General features: G+C 44.3%; 16 protein-coding genes. 6 read left to right on the top strand and 10 right to left on the bottom strand.

Going from position 1 to position 21,952, the window contains the following annotated elements; all coding sequences use genetic code 11:
• Nucleotides 1-11: 11 nt before the first annotated feature.
• Nucleotides 12-503 (bottom strand): low affinity iron permease family protein, encoded by a 492-nt coding sequence (locus tag BLV62_RS05910; protein ID WP_211117672.1) that lies wholly within the window; start codon nucleotides 501-503, stop codon nucleotides 12-14.
• A gap of 567 nt (nucleotides 504-1,070) precedes the next feature.
• Here BLV62_RS05910 and BLV62_RS05905 point away from each other — a divergent pair.
• Both BLV62_RS05905 and BLV62_RS05900 read left to right on the top strand, forming a co-directional pair.
• Nucleotides 1,071-1,427: a hypothetical protein gene (locus BLV62_RS05905; RefSeq protein ID WP_139169956.1), complete on the top strand. Its 357-nt coding sequence runs from the start codon at nucleotides 1,071-1,073 to the stop codon at nucleotides 1,425-1,427.
• 69 nt (nucleotides 1,428-1,496) lie between these two features.
• The gene (locus BLV62_RS05900) at nucleotides 1,497-1,949 is read left to right on the top strand and encodes an SRPBCC domain-containing protein (protein WP_089759665.1); all 453 of its coding nucleotides are present in this window, start codon (nucleotides 1,497-1,499) and stop codon (nucleotides 1,947-1,949) included.
• 17 nt (nucleotides 1,950-1,966) lie between these two features.
• On the opposite strand, the gene cfa is transcribed toward BLV62_RS05900, so the two are convergent.
• Nucleotides 1,967-3,124, bottom strand: a complete 1,158-nt coding sequence (gene cfa, locus BLV62_RS05895; protein ID WP_089759664.1) for a cyclopropane fatty acyl phospholipid synthase — start codon at nucleotides 3,122-3,124, stop codon at nucleotides 1,967-1,969.
• 249 nt (nucleotides 3,125-3,373) lie between these two features.
• Nucleotides 3,374-4,648 (bottom strand): L-fucose:H+ symporter permease, encoded by a 1,275-nt coding sequence (gene fucP, locus BLV62_RS05890; protein ID WP_089759662.1) that lies wholly within the window; start codon nucleotides 4,646-4,648, stop codon nucleotides 3,374-3,376.
• A 150-nt stretch (nucleotides 4,649-4,798) separates the two neighbouring features.
• Here fucP and BLV62_RS05885 point away from each other — a divergent pair, with 150 nt between their 5' ends.
• Both BLV62_RS05885 and BLV62_RS05880 read left to right on the top strand, forming a co-directional pair.
• Entirely contained in the window at nucleotides 4,799-5,773 is a 975-nt protein-coding gene (locus BLV62_RS05885) for a family 43 glycosylhydrolase (protein ID WP_225889518.1), read from the top strand.
• A gap of 8 nt (nucleotides 5,774-5,781) precedes the next feature.
• A complete protein-coding gene (locus BLV62_RS05880) occupies nucleotides 5,782-6,771 on the top strand; it encodes a nucleoside hydrolase (RefSeq protein ID WP_089759661.1) in 990 nt (329 codons plus the stop codon).
• Here BLV62_RS05880 and BLV62_RS05875 read toward each other — a convergent pair.
• Nucleotides 6,758-7,714 (bottom strand): bifunctional helix-turn-helix transcriptional regulator/GNAT family N-acetyltransferase, encoded by a 957-nt coding sequence (locus BLV62_RS05875; RefSeq protein ID WP_089759659.1) that lies wholly within the window; start codon nucleotides 7,712-7,714, stop codon nucleotides 6,758-6,760. The genes BLV62_RS05880 and BLV62_RS05875 overlap by 14 nt on opposite strands.
• Before the next feature lie 72 nt (nucleotides 7,715-7,786).
• Complete coding sequence (locus BLV62_RS05870; protein ID WP_089759657.1) at nucleotides 7,787-8,719, bottom strand: AraC family transcriptional regulator; 933 nt, start codon at nucleotides 8,717-8,719, stop codon at nucleotides 7,787-7,789.
• A 407-nt stretch (nucleotides 8,720-9,126) separates the two neighbouring features.
• Here BLV62_RS05870 and BLV62_RS05865 point away from each other — a divergent pair, with 407 nt between their 5' ends.
• The gene (locus BLV62_RS05865; RefSeq protein WP_089759656.1) at nucleotides 9,127-10,338 is read left to right on the top strand and encodes a thioredoxin family protein; all 1,212 of its coding nucleotides are present in this window, start codon (nucleotides 9,127-9,129) and stop codon (nucleotides 10,336-10,338) included.
• Nucleotides 10,339-10,509: 171 nt separating this feature from the next.
• Here the strand turns inward: BLV62_RS05865 and BLV62_RS05860 are convergent, their stop codons facing one another.
• Complete coding sequence (locus BLV62_RS05860; protein ID WP_089759654.1) at nucleotides 10,510-11,121, bottom strand: DNA alkylation repair protein; 612 nt, start codon at nucleotides 11,119-11,121, stop codon at nucleotides 10,510-10,512.
• 175 nt (nucleotides 11,122-11,296) lie between these two features.
• Complete coding sequence (locus BLV62_RS05855; RefSeq protein ID WP_089759652.1) at nucleotides 11,297-12,343, bottom strand: glycoside hydrolase 5 family protein; 1,047 nt, start codon at nucleotides 12,341-12,343, stop codon at nucleotides 11,297-11,299.
• Between the two features lie 55 nt (nucleotides 12,344-12,398).
• On the opposite strand from BLV62_RS05855, the gene BLV62_RS05850 reads away from it, so the two are divergent.
• Entirely contained in the window at nucleotides 12,399-13,811 is a 1,413-nt protein-coding gene (locus BLV62_RS05850; RefSeq protein WP_089759650.1) for a hypothetical protein, read from the top strand.
• A 94-nt stretch (nucleotides 13,812-13,905) separates the two neighbouring features.
• On the opposite strand, the gene BLV62_RS05845 is transcribed toward BLV62_RS05850, so the two are convergent.
• The 3 genes from BLV62_RS05845 to BLV62_RS28270 form a co-directional block, all read right to left on the bottom strand.
• Nucleotides 13,906-16,590, bottom strand: coding sequence for a class III lanthionine synthetase LanKC N-terminal domain-containing protein (locus BLV62_RS05845; RefSeq protein WP_089759649.1), 2,685 nt, complete (start codon nucleotides 16,588-16,590; stop codon nucleotides 13,906-13,908).
• 369 nt (nucleotides 16,591-16,959) lie between these two features.
• A complete protein-coding gene (locus BLV62_RS05840) occupies nucleotides 16,960-17,508 on the bottom strand; it encodes a hypothetical protein (RefSeq protein WP_089759647.1) in 549 nt (182 codons plus the stop codon).
• A gap of 6 nt (nucleotides 17,509-17,514) precedes the next feature.
• Nucleotides 17,515-21,945: a DUF6443 domain-containing protein gene (locus tag BLV62_RS28270; protein ID WP_089759645.1), complete on the bottom strand. Its 4,431-nt coding sequence runs from the start codon at nucleotides 21,943-21,945 to the stop codon at nucleotides 17,515-17,517.
• Nucleotides 21,946-21,952: the final 7 nt, after the last annotated feature.

The raw sequence follows: 21,952 nt of genomic DNA, 5'->3' as shown, positions 1-21,952 counted from the left end.
CCGGTGGGATGCTATTCCTGGTCCATTTTCTTCTTCCTTGTTCTCAGGTCCTCCTCATGTTTGCTCAATGCATCACCTATGGCCTCTTCCACGGAATGGGATTCATGCACATTCACCCGCTTTTTGGTTTCTTCCACCATGAGGCAATAATATTTATGAAGGATATCCAGTTCTTCTTCCGACAAACTCTCTACATCGATCAACCTGTTGCTGGCCATTTTATTTGCCGCAATCAATTCATTCAGTTTTAATTGCACTGATTTCGAATCCTTATTCTGGGATTTCTGGATGATAAATACCATTAAAAACGTGATAATGGTAGTTCCAGTATTGATCACCAGCTGCCAGGTATCGGAGTAATTGAATATGGGGCCGCTTACCGCCCAGGCGATGATAGTGCCAAGGGCTATAAAGAACGCCAGGGGGCTGCCTGTCATCGAAATCACCTTCTCTGACATCTTTTCAAACAGGTGTCTGCTTTTACTTGTTGTTAACTCTTTCATAAGTTGAAACATTTAATTGAGCCATAACAACTTTTGCACCAGTCCGGCTCATATTACTACATTATTTATATAATTATCAAGCAAACACTTACAGCCTGTTAATTGTATTCTATTGAGACGAAACAAACTTCTTATGAACAAACCCAGCAATCCTGAAAACTTTGTACCCAAAGGTGAAGTCACATTTTCTGCATTACTCCCGGCAGCCGTTCAATCCCTGCATTGGCAACTATTTCCTAATACTTAAAGAGTTACAGGACCGGCTGATGATGATGGATAAACAGAGAAAAATACAATCATTGTTATGCCGGGTATTTCCCTTTAATTCATTTTCTCTTTTTTCATGTAATGGCGGTAAAGAAAATCACTGTTATGGCATATCCGCTACCTGACAGATCTTGTGAACAGCCCAACATGAACCAAGTAGACAAATCCACATATCAGCTATTCCCGTAGCCAGAATGTGGAGTTTTGAACCCGTTCCTGCCATGTAGATCAACGGTTAGCACCGGGATACTGCTGCTATTGCGATGAACATTTTAATGGATGACATAAAAAAGTTGCGACATGAGCAATAAAACATCTCTCCTACTCCTATTATTGTTGCTGATAACCTTTAAAACCCGGGCAGCGCTTCCTGAAGAAAGCAAAACACTTATCGGGGTGCACGCTGTTCCTCCGTCCGATGTTTCCAGGCCCGTGAGCAGTCCTGTACAGGAAGAAGCCAGTAAAACGCCGGCGGGAGACACGCCCGCTCTTCGCCCGTTGGAAAAAGAACCCAGCCTGATGCCGATGACTATTTCCAATTTCCCATTTGTGGCAGCCTATATTATACTGGTTACTATCATTATCATCCTGCTGGTTTTCCTTGTGAACCTGAAGAATTATGAAAAACATATGGAAGACAAACGAAAGGAACAATAAAAGTGTTTATTGGGTTCCTGATTGGTTTTTGTAAATTGCTGTTCTCTTTCTATTCTTAAATCTTTCATTATGGAAAAACTTGAAATCAAGGGATCTATACAGATCAGCAAAACACCCCACGAAGTATTTGAAGCCATTATTGACCCTAAGAAAATGTCGAACTACTTTATTTCTTACGGGTCTGACGTTTTAGCGGCAGGTAAAACGATCACCTGGCAGTTCCCGGAGTTCGATGAAAAGATGGATATTAAGGTAGTAACAGTTGTGGAAGATAAACAAGTTGCATTTCAATGGGAAGGAGTAAGAGGGCATTTTACAGACGTCAATATCACGCTGGAACCCAGGCCAGGCAATGCTACCCTGGTAACAGTTACAGAAGGAAAGCTGGATAATAATGAAGAAGGAATAAAATGGCTGAACGGCAATGCCTACGGCTGGTCTAACTTCCTCTCCTGCATGAAAGCTTATTTAGAATACAACATCAACCTCCGTAAGGGAGCGTTTGATTATATGAAAAAATAACAGGAAACGGGGAATGTTCATACAACGTTCCCCGTTACAGTTGCATACCCGGGTACCGTTGCCCTGTTCTTAAATTTATACCCTCCGGGCACTCCTTCCTTGCTTAGCACCATCTGCCATAACTGGCTGGTACGCGCCCTGAATGAGCCGGCGCAGGAAAGTAGATAATACTTCCACATCCTGAAGAAACGCTGGTCATATTTCGATTTCAACCGGTCCCAGTTCCGCTGCACATTTTCGTACCAGGCCAGCAAAGTACGATCATAGTCTACCCCGAAATTCTGCCAGTGTTCCATAACAAAAAGGTCTTCGAAACTCTGGCCTATCAATCCCATGGTCGGGATCATGGCATTAGGAAAGATGTATTTATTCAACCAGCGGTCTGTAAACGCATTCGCAACATTGCCTCCTATCGTATGCAACAGGAACAAGCCGTTGTCTTTCAGGCAGCGATGCGCTACTTCCATATAGGTCCTGTAATTCTTATACCCTACATGCTCAAACATTCCCAGCGAAACAATTGCATCAAATTTCTCGTCGAGCGCCCTGTAATCCGTTAGCCGGATATCGACCGGCAAACCTTTACACTTTTCTTTAGCCAACGCCACCTGCTCTTTGGAGATGGTAACGCCTGTCACCTTCACCCCGTATTTTGAAGCAGCGAACTGAGCAAAGCTACCCCAGCCGCAGCCAATATCCAGTACGTGCATCCCTGGCCGTAAGTTAAGTTTACGGCAGGTCAGATCCAGCTTGTTCTCCTGGGCCTCATCCAGGTTCCTGGCGCCTTCCCAGAATGCGCAGGTATACGTCAACCGCTTATCCAGCATCAGTTCGAACAGGTCGTTGCCCAGGTCATAGTGCCGGCTTCCATTCTCCACAGCTTTGTTAGGCCGCTGAAAATTAAATAGCCTGGCCAGCAGTATCTGCATCCTGAATCCAAGGTCTCGTTTTATTTTTTCATCTAACCGGGCAGACAATATCCTGGCAAAAAATTCGTCCAGCGCCTCGCTATCCCAGTACCCTTTCATATATGATTCGCCCAGGCCCAGCGAACCTTTATGCAGGGCCTCCGTGTAGAACTGCTCGTTATTAATATGTATATCATAAGGTGCGCTGCCATCAGGAGTAATACCGGCAGCATCAAGGAGACGGGTAACAATACTTTTCGCGTTCATGGCTACACATTTCTATATGAAACACACAACCCACGCGCGTGGTTGCACGCAAAGGCGCAAAGTTTGAAAAAAGGGGCATAAGATTTTTTTTAAGGGAAATAAGAAAGCAAAGGAAATGAAGGAAGCGAAGATAGTATAATGCTATATAACACAATATTATATAACATAATTTCCTCCTTCTTTGCTTTCTTATTTCCCTTAAAAAAAATCTTATGCCCCTTTTTTCAAACTTTGCCCCTTTGCGTGAAACTACCGGAGTTTGTAGAGTCGCGCGCCGTAGAGGAAGATGACAATGTAGCAGATGATGGGCAGGTAGTAAGCGGTAGCTATATTGGTATCCGCAATATGGCCCATGATGAGCGGGAATACCGCGCCGCCGAACATACCCATTACGATAAATGAAGAGGCCTGGCGGGTTTTCGGTCCCAGGTCTTTCAGCCCAAGGCTGAAAATAGTTGGGTACATGATACTGAAAAAGAAGTTGATCATCAGTAAGGCGATGAAGGAAATCATACCCCATCCCTGCGCTACGATCAGGCACATGAGCACATTGCCTAAAGCGAAGGCAGCGAGCAGCCGGTTAGGTGAGATGAATTTCATCAGGGAAGTACCTACAAAACGGCCCAGCAACATCATTAACATAAATACAGAGAACAGCTTGCCTGCTTTCTCATCTGTATAATTCATTTTTTCGTGGCCGTAGTTGATAAAGAAGGCCCAGGTACCGGCTTGCGCAGCTACGTTAAAGAACTGCGCCACTACCGCCCATACAAAATTCTTATGGGCAAATAAACTTTTGGTATCGGCTTCGGTTTTTTCCAGCGGCTGATCTTCATCGTGCGGGTCTTTTACCGGCGGTACCTTTACCAGGGCAAAAGCGATAGCAATGGCGGCAATGGCCACACCTATCCAGATATACAACTGTTTTACAGCGCCAAGGGAGTCTGTTGCCGCTTCGCTTCTCTCGCGGAGCAGGAAATAAGATCCCATCATTGGCCCAACAAAAGCGCCGACAGCATTAAAGGATTGAGCAAAGTTGATACGCTGGTCGCTGGTGCGCTGATCGCCCAACGCCGCCATAAAAGGATGGGCTACCGTTTCGAGGGTTGCCATGCCGCATGCCAGCACAAATAAGGCAATACGGAAGATCCCGAATGAACTGGCATTGGCCGCCGGAACAAAGAGGAAAGCACCCAGTGCATATAATGTTAATCCCAGCAACACACCATTCTTATATCCTACTTTCTTTATAAAAATCCCAGCAGGGATCGCCATAATGGCGTATGCCCCGAATATGGAGAACTGTACAAGTCCTGACTGTGCTTTTGTAAGACCTAATACACTCTGGAAATGCCGGTTCAATACATCTCCCATTGTCAGGGCAATTCCCCAGCACATAAACAGGGAAGTAACAAATGCCAGTGTAACCAAATATTTTTTCTCTGTAAACTTCGCTAAATGCGCAGATGATTTAGCCGAAGATGTTGACGTGGTATCCTGTTCCAAAGATTCAGGTGAAATCATAAAATTTAAATTTTTGTGGGCCTATAACGTGGCTATAGCCCACTAATATACAGCTACATTTCAAGAATTGAAATAGTATTTATTATTTGCCATTCATGGATTTTTCGGGAGAAGGGAAACAAAAATTTTTATTTTGTTCGCTTCCAAGATATGAAAACACTTTTACTTCTGGCTGTAGCCAGCACATTCACTCTTAGCAGCATGGGCCAGGCGGCCCAATCAGACACGGGATATGCCAATCCGGTTTACAGGAGCAATTTCCCTGATCCAAATTTAGTGAAGGCCACAGATGGCTATTTCTACGCCTATGCTACCAACGGCGGCAAATACACTATTCCCGTTGTGAAAAGCAAGGACCTCGTTAACTGGACGTTCGTGGGAGATGCGTTTGAAAAGCGCCCCGACTGGAAGAAAGACGGAGGCGGCATCTGGGCGCCTGATGTTACCTACTACAGGAAGAAATACCTGATGTTCTATTCCTGGTCGTTGTGGGGCGATCCTAATCCTGCCATCGGCGTAGCAGTAAGCCAGAAACCGGAAGGCCCGTTCACCGACCTGGGAAGCCTGTTCTATAGTAAAGAGATCGGCGTAGCTAATTCGATCGATCCTTTCCTGTATGTCGACAAACAAACGCCTTACCTGATCTGGGGAAGTTTTCACGGTATCTATGGTATTGAGCTGACAAAAGATGGTACGCATGTCAAAGGCGAAAAGTTTCAACTGGCAGATAACCAGTACGAAGGCTCTTATATTTATAAGAGAGGTAAATATTATTACTACTTCGGCTCTGCCGGCACCTGTTGTGAAGGAGTTAAAAGCACTTACCGGGTGAAAGTTGGCAGATCTTTATCCCTCAAAGGTCCGTATCTTGATCAGAACGGCCGCTCACTGATGGAAGGCGGCGGTACGCTGCTGCTGGAAGGTAACGGCACGTTTGCCGGACCAGGACATAACGGGGATATAGTGGAAGATAAAAAACACCAGACCTGGTTTGTATACCATGCCTTCAGCAGGGAAAACACCAAAGGCCGGGAAATGTTGCTGGATAAAATTGAATGGGTGAATGACTGGCCTGTGATCAAAGACAAACAACCATCTTTGCATTCAGATTCTCCATCCTTTTAATAAAGAATATGCGATTTACATACACCATCCTGGCTGGTTTGCTTTTTTGCTGCAACATCCAGGGATTCGGCCAGTCGCGGGCGCCAAAGGCCGTTATCTTCGATACCGACATGGGACCGGATTATGACGATGTGGGCGCTATCGCCGTATTGCATGCACTCGCCAATGACAACAAAGCCCGGATACTTGCTACTGTTGCCAGCAACAAATACCCGGGGATTGCATCAGTACTGAACGTATTCAACACCTATTTCAAACGGCCGGACATTCCCATAGGCGTACCCAAAGGCGAAGCATTGAGTGAAGCCGACTGGCAGCATTGGTCGGATACGTTGCTGGCCCGCTATCCGCATCGCATTAAAAGCAATGATGAAGTACCTGATGCCGTAGCGTTGTACAGGAAGATACTGGCAAAACAGCCGGACAAAAGCGTTACCATCATCACTGTTGGCTTTTTCACCAACCTATCCAACCTGTTGCAATCAGGACCTGACGCTTACAGCAAACTGAGTGGAAAGGAGCTGGTAGAAAAGAAAGTGAAGCAACTGGTAAGCATGGCGGGAGCGTTCCCGAAAGGAAGGGAATTCAACGTGATGCGCGATAGTACCGCTTCCCTGAACGTGTTTTCCAACTGGCCCGGTGAAATTGTATTCAGCGGATTTGAAATCGGGGAAAAGATCAAAACGGGATTGCCGTTGATCCATAACCAGCAGATCAATCATAGCCCGGTGAAAGACGCCTTTGCCATTGCTATTCCCAAGGCGGCGGAAGATGCACAGGGAAGAATGAGCTGGGACCAGACAGCCGTATTGGTTGGCGTGATGGGTGCAGCTCCTTACTTTGATGTGCAGCCAGGCCGGATCATAGGTTTGCCGAACGGCGACAACGACTGGGATAATTCAGGGAGCGGGCATTATTACCTGAAGGTAAAAATGCCCGTTCCGGAAGTGACAGCGCTGATCAATGACCTGATGCAGCGAGGCCCTAAGCAGAAATAACCAGCTCCATCTGGATATCGGCACGTTCGTAAGGAGTTGGGCGACCTGTAACCTTTTTGAAACCCAATTTATGGTATAGCTGTATAGCAGGTTTCAGGATGGTATTGCTTTCAAGATAGATCTTCTTTGCGCCCAGCTCCTTCGCTTTTTCTATAATCGCTTCACATAACAGGAAGCCGATATTTTTGCCCTGTGCCGCCGGTGATACCGCCAGTTTAGCCAGTTCATAGTCATAGTCGGGGTCCTGCATCTTTATGAGAGCGCAAACTCCCACCACCTCTTCTTTATAGAGGGCAACGGCAATGTATCCTCCCTTGTCTAAAATATAGGTATCGGGATGGTCCAAAGACTTGTAGTCTGATTCCTCCATTTTAAAATACCTGGTGATCCAGGCTTCGTTTAGGTCCCTGAATGCCTTCCTGTAAGCGGGAGTAAAAGGAACGATCCGGACATAACCGCTTTCTCTCTTTTTTCGCTGAACCTTTACCCTCTCCGATAGGGGCTGTTGTTCCAGGAGGTATTCCCATTCGCTGATGGCCTGCCAAAGATCGTTATTCGCCTGGGCGGTTAGTTCTTTTATCGCGTTGCTTACATCTTCAAACTGTTCTCTCATGACACCTTCCAGCTCCCAACCTTTTGCGGAAAGTTCAACGGTTGTTCTTCGCTTGTCGGTTGGGTCTTTCGATTCTTTTACCAAACCAGCTTTCACCATTTCTGCAATGATCTTGCTGACGGAGGGATGAGAATGACCGATCTCCTTCGCGAGCTGGGTGATAGTGCTGGCCCCTCCTTCCAATAAGGCGAAGTAAACAGGGAACCATTTCGGTTGGAAATTATGGCCATAAGCCTGGTATACGGAAGCGGCATCTTCCGTTAGTTTCTCTGTCAGGAGGCGAAGCCGGCTGCCTATCGCCATTTTTCCTGTTTTATTAAAAAATTCCATACAACTAATTACGTAACTGATTACGTAATTTACAACGAAAATTAATTCCAGCTATCAGGGAAGGCTAATTTTTTATTTTTTGTAGGAACTGATGGCCTGGTAAGTACCGGGAGTGATGCCTTCTGCGCTTTTGAAAAGCCGTACAAAATAGTTGGTATCCTTAAAGCCGCATTGTATGCCTACCTGGCTTACGCTATAAGAGGTATTGGCCAGCAGTTGTTTGGCCAGTTTCAGTCGTTCCCGGTTAATATACTGAAGTGGAGTGATCCCAAACTGGTTCTTAAACCATTTGAAGAAAAGGTTCCGGCTAAGGTAGGCCTTCCGGCAGAGCATATCTATGGAAATGTTTTCTGTAAGATGCTCGTTAATGTAGTGAAGAACGAAATGCAGGCGGGTGTTATTGGTGTGATGATCCTTCTCCTCTGCTACCCTGTACAGTTGCTGGCTTTGCAGCAACCGGATGAGGAGTTCTTTCATGCTGAGGTCTGCGAAGATATCGCGCGATGCTTCGGAGCTGGTGCAGATCCTGACAAGTTTATTGATCAGGCTTGCTACATCCGCATCGTTATTGAAGTGATATTTATCAAATTGAAGGCGCCAGTTACTGTTTTCTCCATCGCCCGGGTTGTAGTATTCGTTCAGGTACTGAACAGTGCTCCTGATATAGGTTTCATCTACCGACAAGGCAATGCATTGCGTAGGTGTTTCGTTGGCCGCCTCGGGAAAATCTATGATCATGGTTTCATTGGCCGGAACAATCACAGTTTCGCCTGGCAGGTATTCGAAAGATGGTTTATCGTACAAATGCATCACTTTCTTCCCCTGCACCATACTCGTGATCACAAAATCGTTAAAGGTAAGCGGTACCCGGTATGCCTGCTGGTAGCTTTCAAATATATTCAACTCACAATTCTTCAGGTTAAAGACCCGGCGGTTCTCTACCAGTTTTTGCAAATACTTTGGATTGGTAAAGTCAACTGCTTGTAAGTAACTTTTTACGGGCATAATAAGTGGTTTACCTTCGACAATTTAACATAATTTATTTTGCCTGCAGAAAATACAGGTACAAATGTGCTATAGATAAGTACGAAATTTACAGCAACATAAGATTTTGTTTGGCACTTTTGCGCTACGGATACCTGTTACAAGAACATCCATTTCGTATTCAAAAGAGGCCTTTCGAGATAACGGACAGAGGGCCTCTTTTATCATTTATTACCCCTCTCTTTTACGGGCTGAAGCGCTACAGTAAACAGTTTTATTGATCAACATCCCGTATATCCAGCCGGGTTACCGGCCTGCGGAAAGCCACACCAGTTTATCTAGTACGTTATTAAAAACAAAAATTAAGTGGGAAATTATCTGCCGCTGCAAAATGTAATTTACATTTAACACCAAATCAAAACCACCACATGAAAAAGTTAATATTTCTGGCCCTTTTCTCTCCCCTGTTGGGTATAGCGCAGGAGAAGGGCACACATTTCGACCATGAATCCAGTTGGGAACAGATCAAAGCCAAAGCAAAGGCGGAGAACAAATACATCTTTGTCGATTGCTTCACCACCTGGTGCGGCCCATGTAAATATATGACGGCCAACATCTTCCCCCAGGAGAAAGTAGGCGCATTTATGAACGAAAACTTCATCAATGTAAAAGTGCAGATGGATAAAACGCCCAATGATAACGAGTTTGTTAAAAGCTGGTATGCCGATGCCGATAAAATAGCTTCCCAACACCAGATCATGGCGTATCCTACTTTCCTGGTATTTGCACCGAATGGGGAAATAGCCGACCGTTTTGTAGGCGGCCGCGAAGCTGATCAACTGATCGAAGTTTGTAAAGATGCGCTGGTACCTGAACGCCAGTATTACACACAGCTGAAAAAGTATCCTGAGCACCGCAACGATACGGCTTTCCTCCGCAAATTATCGGTGCTGGCGCTTGAAAAATATGACCAGGCCGGCCTGGACTCTGTTTTCCAGCAATACCTGGCTATCCAGCCAAATATCTACAACCCTGGAACATTGGACCTGATCATGCAATCGACCTCTTCTTCCAAGAGCAAAGGCTTTGACATTCTTCTCAAAAACGCTGACAAGGTGAATAAGGTGATGGGTAAAGATGCAGCCGAAAACAAACTGGTGTCTATCGCAACCATTGAAGAACTGCGCAGCTCCGGCGCCAGCAAGGAAAAGGTACCTGACTGGGCGGCTTTCGACAAATCCGTCAGGGGAAAATACCCACGGATCGCCGACGAAACAGTAGCAAAAGCAAAGTGCATGTACTACAGCGCTTTCAGGGATGATAAGGAAACCGTTAAAAGCATTACTTCCTACATGAAGAAATTCGGTCATAAATCCAATCCTTACGAACTGAACGAATATGCCTGGACAGTGTTTGAAATGGGAAATGCAGAAGCCGATCTGAAAGAGGCTTTGAACTGGAGTAAAAGATCAATCGAAAAAGAGGAAAATCCAAATTACATTGATACATATGCCAACTTGCTTTTCAAATTAGGCAAGAAGGATGAAGCGATTGCCTGGGAAGAAAAAGCGCTGAACGCGGTGCCTGATAACCAGAAGAAGACATTTGCTGAAACGTTGGCTAAGATGAAAGGAAATTAATAGTAAGAACGGCTGTTTGAAAAGCGGTATTTGAAAGTTTGAGATATTTTTATCAAGAACTTGTATTGCTTTTCGGACAGTCGTTTTTTTATACCATGTGCCTCACTTTCATTGGCGTTTGCTATCCCATCACCTTAACCCTTTTGGCATTCCACATCCTTTATTTATCCGTTATTTATACACCAGCTTATAAGCAGTCGCAATTGCCGGATCTGTTAATTTCCATTTTCCTGTTTCTCTCTTTACTAAGTCGGGGTACTTCTTTTTTATATCTCTCAGTGCATTGCCAACTGAACGGGTCAGGTAAATATTGTCTTTTTGGGGGAGCTTAGTAACCAGGCTGCTGATCAACGTTACTGCTACTTCGGGGTGCTCTTTGAAGTATGGCCGGCTTGTCCATATTCTAAGACCCTCTATAACAGCCCTGTTCAGGGCAGGATGAGGCGCCTTGATCCATTGCTTGATTTCCGGCAGGGCTTTTTCATATCCTTTCATACGGCAGTAATCGTCCAACGCTTTGGCCAGCATTTCCTGCACCTGCCAGCTCGGGTCGTTCACCACATGTTTCAGCAACAGCTCCAATGCCGCGGGGTGATTTAAAGACAGCCTGCCGAGTAAATACACTCCCAGTCCCCGTTCCTGGTAAGCGCCCGACGAAAGTACCGATACCGCGATCTCCAGGGGCTGCAATGCATCGTTCTGCAATATTTTATTTCCTGCATCCACAATGGGTTTGAAACCATGCTGCAGATCTTTCAATGGGGCGATGATGGAGGATAACATACTAAAAGGGTTTATCTGTCATGAAGGTAGATATTTATTCGACATACTACTTCTTCATCCCTTACTAATAGCATAATGTAAACATCCTCTGACCTGTATCAATTCAAAATAATCCATGTTAGAATAAAAAGTAAAACGGGGAAGATGGTTTCTGCACAACACAATGTTAACCAGCCTACGGCGCCATATTCATATCCCGGATAAATGCCGTTTCTTTCGGATCAAATGCCCGGCCATCCGGGTAGAAAATATCATGATACCAGAGCTCAGGTACCGGCTCTCCCCCTTTGTTCCCTTGCGGATAATGAGTTTGCGACCGGCCGGCCACCAGTCCCCAGTTAATAGCGCCAACCTTCTTACGTTTCATCACCGGCATATGAGTAAGAAATGTGCTGTTGTTGGGTCGCTTCATATACTCGGTACAGATCAGGGGCCGGTTGTATCGTTGAAGGCTGTCAATGGCCGCGATCATGGAACTGCTGTCCCTGTAGTTATGAAAAGTGATGATATCGGAATTGGCTATCTGAAATTCATTGAACCCGGTAAATGCCGGGTTATAAATTCCAATTGTTATTGGCTGCATAGGCTGACAATTTCTCGCCCACTTCACTACATTGCGAAGCAAAGGCCAGCTTTTATCGCCATGCCCAAAGTGACCAGGTTCGTTATAGAGGTCCCAGAACCGCACCCGGTCGTCGCGCCCGAAAGTTGTTATAATATCTTTTACATAAACTTCCAGCGTATCCATTAACGCGGGTTGCTGATCTATAAGTCCGCCGGGGTCTTTAAGCCATTGACTGTTATGAACACCGGGAATGGGCTCCGGCTGCGGCCCTGCATGGTACTGATCTTTCCAGCAATCGTCGAAAAATACGAAAGCGGTTTTGATCCCCAGGCGGGAAGCGATGGTTAAATATTCGTTTATCCGTTGTTTAAACCCGGCACTGTCTTGCTTCCAGGCTACATGGTGCAGGTATACGCGCATAGTATTGAAACCGATGGCCGACGCATATCCCAGTTCCCGGTTGATCGTTGCTGTATCAAAAGTTTCGGCCTGCCACATTTCCAGCTGATTCACCGCAGTGGAAGGAAGGAAATTAGCGCCAGTGATCCAGGGTTGCTGCTGATACCAGTCATTGGCGCGGGAAACGGGCCACCTTTCCTGCGCCTTTGCTGCAGTGAGGATTAACAAGGATACACAACAGGAGAAGAGATATTTCATAACTTATATTTTGTATATTACTATATGCCAACTACCACCCCTCAATAAACCATTTATGAACCGCAAACACGTTGTTACCGCCCTATTAGCCAGTATCATCCAGCTTGTTGTATTCAAACTGTTATATCCGTATGCCGATTATTTCTCCGACTCTTACAGTTATATCAGCGCTGCGCAAATGGGTTTGGATGTCAGTATCTGGCCTATCGGCTATTCCAAATTCCTGGCGCTGTTTCATCATATCACCACTTCAGATACCGCAGTAGTAGCGTTTCAATACCTGTTATTGCAAGGCGTTCTATTCTATTTGCTGCATACGATCATACAGTATTTCGCCCCCGCGCCATGGGTAGTGAAGACGCTATTTATTTGTTTCTTCTTTAATCCACTGCACCTGTACCTGAGCAATTATATTTCCAGCGATGCCCTGTTCCTTTCGGTCAGCCTCTTATGGGCCATACAACTGCTGCAGTTAATACAACGTCCTGCTATCTCAATCATTTTCCTACATGCACTGCTGATCGTTATTGCATTTACATTGCGATACAACGCGATGTATTACCCCCTGGTTTCAATGATCGCATATTTGCTCAGTCATCTTAAACCTGCCGTTAAAGTAGCAGGAATAATACTTCCATTACTGTTGATCACTGCGTTTGTAATACATACCCGCAATCAATCCAGGGCGTTAACCGGTCATGCCCAGTTTTCTGTATTCGGAGGCTGGCAACTGGCCAACAATGCTTTTTACATGTATCCTTTCATCAAGGTTACAGCCACCCCTCCTGCCGGTACAGAAGAATTTGACAAGGAAGTACATAAGTACTTCGACAGTATTCCTGAACAACTTAAACATGTAAGTCCTACTCAGGGCGCTTTCTACATTAAATATCCATACGCTCCTTTAAAATACTTCCTCAGTTTAAAAGCGCCGGGAATAACAGATACCACGGCAGGTTTTCAAAGCTGGGGCGCTGTAGCTCCCGTCTATGGCAGCTATGGCAGCTTCCTTATCAAACATCATCCTTTTGCTTTTGCCAGGTATTTCCTTCTTCCCAATACTTTCAACTATTTCCTGCCTCCATTGGAAAAGCTGGAAGTCTACAACACGGGGGCTAATACCGTTAGCCAATCGGCCGTCCATTGGTTCAGGTATCGCAGCCAGGAAGTAAAAGCCATATCCTGGACAGCGCAGGGATGGATACTGATGTTATTCCCTATGCTCTTCATGGCGCTTAACCTGTATACCATCTGGACTTTAATACGATGGGTTGCCACCCGCCGGCTTCGAAGCCCGGATCCCTTATTTGAAAAATGTTTATGGCTGATGGTAATTCTCCTGGCAGCCAACGCAGGATTCAGTATCCTCGCCTCCCCTATTGTTTTCCGTTACCAGGTATTTCCTATGATCATTTGCTTTAGTTTTTTACTCATAATGAGCGAAAAATTACTGCAATTGAAAGTGTGAAGTGTAAATGCCATGTTAATTAATAAAAATAAAAGGGGATCGTTCCCGGAACAGGAACAGATCCCCCATCAACAAATAGAGCCGAGACTGTTGTTTATGGCAAGAAAAGGTGAGCTAGTTTATCAGGATGCTGATATTTCAGCAAAAAGTACATAATTCCACTGAAGCCAGTCATCAATTCGGCCGGGCTATCAGGGTTCACCAATGGGATCCAGTATTTTGAACCATCCATGTGTTTTACCTGGGTATGTTTAAAAAAGTGAGCGATCCAATCCGCCCTTTCCTGCCAGATGCTTTCCCCAAATACTTTTGCCGCCTCCAGGTAAACATCTCCCAGCCCTGCCAGGCCCGTTGTTAGAGTAAAATCCACCAGGCATGGCTGCTCATTGATCCCCAATAATGTTCCGGTAGCCACTTCTTTATACAAAGGGTCTTTAAAATGATGATAGGCATAAATGAAGGTGAGCGCAATGCCGGGAGCGCCGATATCGCGACTATAACGATCGGGCTGGGTAGGCTCCTTGGATAACTTCCAGGTATATACGTTCTTTTCTTTCTTTGCCTGTTTGATCATCCAGTCCAATCCCTTCTTAATAGCCGCCGTCACTTTTTCATCAGGGAATTGTTTGGCGTATCCCATCAGGTATATTAAAATACCGCCGGTTCCAACTGCCAGCCCGGGGTGTTTAATATTTTCGTAAGGACTACCGGCAGCGCCCAACCAGGCGCCATCGGGTTGTTGCGCATCCAGTATCGCTTCCGTATAATGCGTCAATATCGGGTATATCGCTTCCATTCCCAGGGCTTCGCCACATAAAAGCAGGGCAATACCCTGTCCTGCAAGCCCGGTGCCCAGATCCATACCGCCAGCTACATTGGCAAAGGCGTTGCCTATCATGTTACCGTTTTCGTCGTCGCCCGGCAGCAGTTCGGAATTGACTCCCTGCAATATGGTAACGGCCAATCCTCCCCATCCTTCATAAATACCGGGGGATAATTCCTTCTTATCTCTCAGGTATTTTTTTGTAAGATATTCAATACAGTTCCCGTATACTTTTTTCAGGTTGGAAATATCATACCCCAGTGCGCTGGCCAGCGAAACAAAATACGAAGTGCCGGCCATCCCGTTGTAAACGCCGGCAATATAGGTGCGCTCCATCTGCGGTACGCCTAACGCCGCATCATTCACTACGATAGGCGAATGCCATTTTGCATTGGGTTCTATGTACTTTTCAGTACCCAGGGCTTCCAGTCCATTGTTTATCAGTGTACCGATGGCGGCATCATCCAGTTTCCCAACCTTGATCTTAGGGAAATCTTTTTGTGCTTTCACCTTCGTGTTAAACCTGTTGAGTTCTGCCAGGAGGGTATCTATTGAAGGTCTTTCGTTTATATCGAATAGTTGGGTTTGGGCAACCAGCGCTGCTAATTCTTCGTCGTCGTTCAATGCGAGGAAGTGCTCTTTCGTGTATGCGCTGACAAGCTTGTTGTATTTGTTTGGATGAAGGCCGGTTAGTACGAAGCTGATCAATCCTCCGAGCGCATAAATATCTTCATGCACGGTAGGTACCTGGTGTCTGTCTTGTTGGGGGGAAACAAAGCCGTCTGACCCGTATTTAAATGCCGGATCAGGTCTGTTATCTTTGATCGAGTAGGCTAACTCCACATCAATCAGTTTGATATTATTCTTTTTATCAATCAGGAAATTATGCCCGTTGATATCACGGTGCACATACCCTCTTTCATGGAATTTCTTGATGATAGCCACTATCCTGACCAGGTAATCGATCAGTGTGAGTTTACTTGACTTCGGCAGTTCTGACCAGCTTAATCCGCTATAAGTCGCCACCACGATCTCTTCCAGCGATTTACCTTTTACATATTCCATGGCCAGGTACATATCGCCGTTCATTTTAAACAGGTCGAAGATCTTAGGAAACGGGATATCATTGCTTAAGTCGTTGCATAGGTCGTATTGCCACTGCAGCCTGTCCTGGATATCTCTACCCCACTCATCTTCCCACATCCCCATTTTACCTTCTTTAATAATACAATACTTCACGTTCAGGAAAGACTTCATGTAGATACCCCTGACCACCATCCCCTTTACATTCTGTCTTACCACGAAAAGAGGTTTATATGCGTTATTCCAGAGTTTCGGCAAAGGAGGAGGCAGCGGATCGGTGATAGCCTCAAACGGCCATGTTAAATGCGGAGGAACAGCGAAGGGAATTAGATATTCATCCGGCACCAGTTCGCCACTGGGGCTATAAATATACCTGTTAAGATCTGCGGGGTTGTCTTTGTTCCGGATACCTTTATAACTTCCATACCGGGTGTAGACAGTACCACCTAAATGCCGGTCCGTTAAAATTGCAGGTCCCCTGAACTCTTTAGTCAGGGTTACCAGTTTGTGCGCCAGTAACACTATATCCGTATGTTCTTTAGGGTAGACGGCCATGATCTTTCCCAGTTTTCCTACGCCCAGGTTGGCATACATCATCAATTTGGCCACTTCATTATCTTTTACGATCCTGAAGGGCACATCTTCGCTGACCAGTTCAGGGATCACCAGGCGGAACAGGTCTGCGATCTGCGTACGAACGGCCGACAAATGCAATATCCATCCCTGGGGGGCTTCTACCTCACCTACCTGCCAGTAGTATTCGTCGTCGGTATACGACAGGCCAAATTCATCCAGGATGGTTCTATAGTCCTGGAACTCCTTAAATTTTGCTTCGATGTCTGAAAATGGTAGTTCTTTTGCGATATCCTGCATTGTATAGAACGGTTTTTTTGAGGGTTTTGAATTAGGGAAACGCAGTTGGTCATAGATGGTGTAAGTTAAGGGGAAGGACTGCTATAATACGGCAAGGGGGGATAGTACTCGAGTATAAAGCAGGGAAAGTTCATACGCGGAATTTTCACACATGGCAAATACTATTATCAGACTGGCTCTATCATAAGCAGCAAATCAGCTTGATTCTATAAATGATAGTCTCTACCCCGATGCAGACTTTTGAAGAAACACTATCTTTGGCTAAAGAAAAACAGCTGGACGATATACCGCCAGCTGCCTAAAAATATTAACCCGACTGTCGGATCCAATCTTAACTATTACACTTTATTGCAATACGTTAACTATCCTTTATTTATCCTCTCCAAAGTACCAGCCAGGTTTAACACTATCTAGTGTCTGCATTTTTTCTTTCCAAAACTCATTAATTATTTTAGTTTTATCAGGTACATATGCTAAGTAAGTCTTATCATCGAAGTAAAAAACGAGCATCCCTTCATTTCTTCCCAGCACACTAGATACACGCATTTTTTCAAATGTTGAAATTATGCTATCTGCATACTCTTTTGAATACTGCCATGCCGCTTGAGGCGCTGAATAACCAAAATATTGACCATATTTTAATACATCAAAATTTTTGGAATTACTGATCATCATACTATCATAGCGGGAAAAATTAGGCAAATAAAATTCTTGCCCATTTAATTCCTTTACAAAGGAGTAAACAATAAAGGTGTCATTCCTCTCTACACGGGCTTCTATAAAAACACCCCTAAAAAGATCAAGATCACTTCTTTCCAGTTGATTTATCTTTTCACTACACTTCTCCCTATAGCCCTTCGTCTGGTTACAACAACTCAGCAATAAAAAAGCAAATAAAGCCAGAAAACATATTTTCATACATTGTTAAATTTTACCTGGAAGCATACGCCGAACGTCCGGCAATACAACCCTCGGAACTCCTTCCGGATAATAATAACCTTCAGTAATCGCTTTCTGATCTGCCGGAGAATCTAGAAGAGTATTATTTTTCATGTTTTGATTATCCGACCGTGCATTTACTGCATTATTCAAATGGGCTGCATCTTTTAATGTATTGATATTAAATCCCAGCTTTCGGCCAGCTTGGCCCCACAAAAAATTACCAAAATCATAATTATTATACCCTACACCATCAAGATTGGCACCATTCCCTTTTACAACATGCAACGCACCTGGCTTTACCAAGGGGAATGTCACCTGATCCAAATTTCCATTACTAACTCCTGAAAGTAATGACTTATCTCCTGCAGGTCTACTTTCTCTCTCGGCGTAAACAAATCTATTTTCGGTTGTATTATTTACACCATTCTGATCCATTTGTTCTCCTATCTGATCGCTCGAAATAAAAACCAACCGAGTTACTTTCCCTTCTTTAATTGCTTTAGTATCTTCTTTCGGGTCATTAAACTCGTACTGACCTTCTACCTTCTGCGTCTTGGAATTTTCAACTACAATTTTATCAGGTTGATTATTCTTATCGATTCTTAAGAATCTACCCTTCTCATTAAATACAAAGTTATCCCAAGGAGCCATCCCGTCTGGATCAATAAATCTTATCGGATTATCAAAGGCATAAACATATGGACTAAATCTTCTCATTTTATCCGCTAATGGATCTATTACCCACCAACGACCAATTTGCGGATCTTGCATCCTCGCCCCATAATCATACAGCTCCAACCCACTACCATCTCCGAACTCTTTTGATTGTAGTTCCTTCCCATTATACTTCAGCCTATTCTCAGGATAATTTGCGCCTTTGAGCGCATTAGAAGATATCCCACTCATGGTGAGTCCAAACGGATAATAATGCGTCTCCTCCAACACCGGCCCTGTTGCCAAAGTAGCCATCACATCATCGAAGTATACGCTTTCCGTACCTTCATTACTAGTGTAAACATACAAAAATCCACTCTTTTTCACCACCATTTTGTCATTCGACAATACCTGGATTTCATCCGGCGTAGATTTCACCTGTTTAACTCCGCTATTATCATCGACCAGCTTAAACTCATCGTCAAAAAGCACATAGTTTAAATAGGCTTTAGGCCGGTAATTGTCATTATTCCCTGGCTCTTTCTCCTTCAGCCTCCTGTAATCATTGTTATAAAAATTGCTATTAAAAGGAGTAGATACTATATTTGACCCACCATGTTCAACACCTGGACTTTCTGATCCGCCAAAAGCGTTAACAAGATCTGCCAAAATATTCTCAGGAGTAGACTGTTCTTTATTCTCTTTAGGACCCGATGATTTGTAGAAAGCTTTTGCACCAATTTGCACAGTGTCTCCCGCCATAACCCTAAGCACCAGTGACGGGCCAATTGTTTTACCATTTCCGGTTGCGGTAAGTTTGGCCACCGATTCATTGTTGGCACTATCATTCGGATAACCAACCGGTTTAGGTGACCTGGTTTGATCAAGATTACTGAATAACTGGTTTTCAGTCGGGGCATTGCCGGTTTCCATAGTAGCCAGGTAACTACTTGTTGAGGATTCTTCCGTTAATACCAACCTCGTATTTCCCAAATGGTCTTTAACAAAATAATCATATACATAGGCCGGTGAAACACCAGCAGCATAAACAACCCTTATACGCCCCTCTTCATGCCCTAAGAACTGTAGACTATCATTTTGATACACATAAGATCCGATATAATCGGTTGTTGTAGTTTTTACACTACTTCCCGTGCTGTCTGTAACAATCTTTCTTAATTTTGTACCAGCCGCATCATAAACATAACTAATCACTCCCTTTCCAGTGATACTTATTTTTTGTGGAAGGTTTAAATGGTTATAACTAATTGAACTGATTTTTTTATTTTGATCTGAGACCATATTGCCGTTACCATCATAAGTATAATCGTTGCCGGTATTGGTGCCATTTATAAAGTCTCCTAATTTCGCGCTGGCCGTGTTGCTGGTATCCGAAACCGCTGTAAGCTGGTTACTATTCGATTTATAACTGTAGTTGAGGTCATCAATGGTAGCCGGACTAGTTCCAACCATTCCCCTTTGCTTCATCTTTAACAGATTACCGTTCGCATCATAGTTAAGGTTACTTACAGTGAAATCAACAAGGTTATTTGTCCAGTTACTGCTTCCACTATTCTGCTGTGTAAAATCTGCCTGTTTTAACCTGCTGACATTGTCGTAATCAAACCCGTAAGCCCTTGGAATCTTATCGTTCCACCCCTTCCACCGGATACCAGCTATGTTTCCACTATAGAATTTTGACTGAAATCCCCTATCGTAATTCAATTCCATTCCGAAATGGCTGGTTGTATTGTTAGTGGTGTTCAGGTAATTTTTGTTAAGGCTTCTTAACCAACCGCGTATATTATACTCATAGTCAAGCTGCTCCAATTGGGTATTTGTACCGGTTACACCCAACCGCTTGGTAACTAATTGACCTAATTCATTGTATTTATTGCTAAAAATAGTTCGTTCAAGACTACTATTATTATTTAATTTTTTAACAGCAGACAACAGTCTTCCTGCTCCATCGTACTGCATTGTGGTCAAAACAGTTAGTTCAGGTATCGTTGTACTACGAATATTCCTGTGCCTGGCAAATGCAGCGAGCAACTTGCCACCAAAATCATATTGAGACGTAGAAATATCCACACCGCCACTGATATTTTCGGCAAGCACCTGCACTATACGCCCCTTCTTGTCATAATAATTAGTTGCAGTTAACCACTGATTGGTACCTAAAATGCGGGTACGGGTACCGGTAACCAAGCCGGGGGTCATGTTATCGGGCGCGCTAACTATCTCTGCCCCGGCCGTATTAGGTAGTTGGCTAAATTCTGCCGGAACAGCATTAAGCTTTCCTGGGAAGTCATAATTGTCGTAAAACGTATAAGTTAATGGGGTAAGGGCACTTGCCGGGATGTTTGGAAGCGGGTTGCTGACGGTAACAGTAGTAGCAATAGTACCATTTGGATTGATCTGTAAGATAAGTTCGGAATTATTTGAATCGAAACCGGGCAGCAACTCAATCTGGTTCATGGCTTCATACAGTGTCGCAGATCCATCATAGGTATCAAGAGCCAAATTAAAAACACCGGTCTGTTGACTTATTGCCTGCTTTACATTTGAAACGTTATTCATTGCTGCCTGCAAAGCAGTACGGGTCGTGTTAGCTTTATAAAGCGCTGTAGATACCGGCCGATTCTGATCGTCATAGAAAACAGTCAACCATTCCTGGGGAGACGCTTTTCTTTGGACGGAATCTTGTGAAAAGACCAACCTGTTTCTTACATCATACACCATAAAAATTGCTCCTGCATCCGGAACTTTCTTTACTATCATCCTATTCCTGTTATCATACTGGTATTCAAAGCAAAGATCCCGTACAGCGCTAATGTTCCAGTTATTCAATACTTTCTCACATGCTAAAGGAGGAATGACCCAAGCCAGGTTATCGAAAGCGTCGTAAATATAATAGGTGCACAACCAACCACGCGTATTGGTTGATGGTGAGTTATCTAACTGGACCTTCTTCAAAATAGTCTTTCCTTGTAAGTCCTTATACTCTATTACCGCCTGATTATCTTCATTAATAGTTGTAGATACAGACAAGGTTCCTGTTCCATAAATGGATGTTGTACTTGGTAGTCCTCCTGCAGTTGCTATTTTCCAGATCCTGACAGAGTCCGCAACTGTATTAGTACGGTACTGAAAACGTACATAATGGTCTGCAGTTGGATTCGCTGGATGTTTCGACCAGGCATTTCCCGGGCTATAGGCGGCTACAGGTCTATCCAGGGGCGATTGTTCGAAAACAGTTTCACTATAAAAAACACTATCACCACTTACACCAGGGTTCAGGTTTGGATCACTATAAAACGCTTTCTGTGCAGCAAAAGGGATCAATTTTAATTTACCATCTGTTGTATTGCCGCTCTGTTGAATATAGGGTAGGTACTTATACTGTTCCCTTCCAAACATATCCAGTATTTGCGGCTGAACAAGGTCTTTACCCGCCGGACTAATTCCTCTTACCACCGTCTGCATGGGCTGACCAAAATCATCGAAATAGGCGGTCGTTTGCTTAACTTCCGAAATGGTTCTTGACGGAGAAGCTATAAACGCCGTATCTGTTAAAGCAACTGCTGGTTCCCATGTACGAACAAAATTGATTCTATTGGCAGTATATGGGGGCGGCAGTTTAACAGGACTGGCGGGTACCGGATTAGAAACAACAGGGATATTTTGCGCACTCACGGTGTCATACTCTGCTAAAATTAATATAGTTACAATTATCGTGCGGATGTATGAGTTTAACATGCTACTT

The sequence above is a fragment of the Chitinophaga terrae (ex Kim and Jung 2007) genome, assembly GCF_900107795.1.
GTDB classification, from domain to species: Bacteria; Bacteroidota; Bacteroidia; order Chitinophagales; family Chitinophagaceae; genus Chitinophaga; species Chitinophaga terrae.
This window is presented reverse-complemented; position numbering and strand designations above follow the sequence as displayed.